The sequence below is a fragment of the Bacillus sp. SIMBA_026 genome (assembly GCF_046535335.1).
Classification (GTDB): Bacteria; Bacillota; Bacilli; order Bacillales; family Bacillaceae; genus Bacillus; species Bacillus velezensis.
Genome location: NZ_JAWRWX010000515.1, coordinates 1 through 232, shown reverse-complemented (window position 1 = coordinate 232; position 232 = coordinate 1). Strand labels below are relative to the sequence as shown.

The following is a 232-nucleotide window of genomic DNA, read 5'->3' as shown; positions in this document are numbered from 1 at the left end:
AGCGAATATGGCCAGGGTTCAGCGTGTCGAAACGGCCGTTGGTGAACACGATGACTTCCCCTCGCTGCCGATGCGTCAGCAGCAGCTTCCCGAGTGTGTCCTCATCCACCAGCTTCGGAGCACGCTGGCGTGACGGATTCAGTTGATCGCGAACTTCGTCCGCCGTGACCACATAGGTGCCGGAATGCGACACAGCGATGCCCGCCGCCACATTAGCGATATGCACCGCCTC

At 60.8% G+C, this 232-nt stretch carries 1 pseudogene; it reads right to left on the bottom strand.

The features are described from left to right. Positions 1-232: pseudogene (locus SB847_RS22365) on the bottom strand (D-glycero-beta-D-manno-heptose-7-phosphate kinase); the annotation flags it as partial.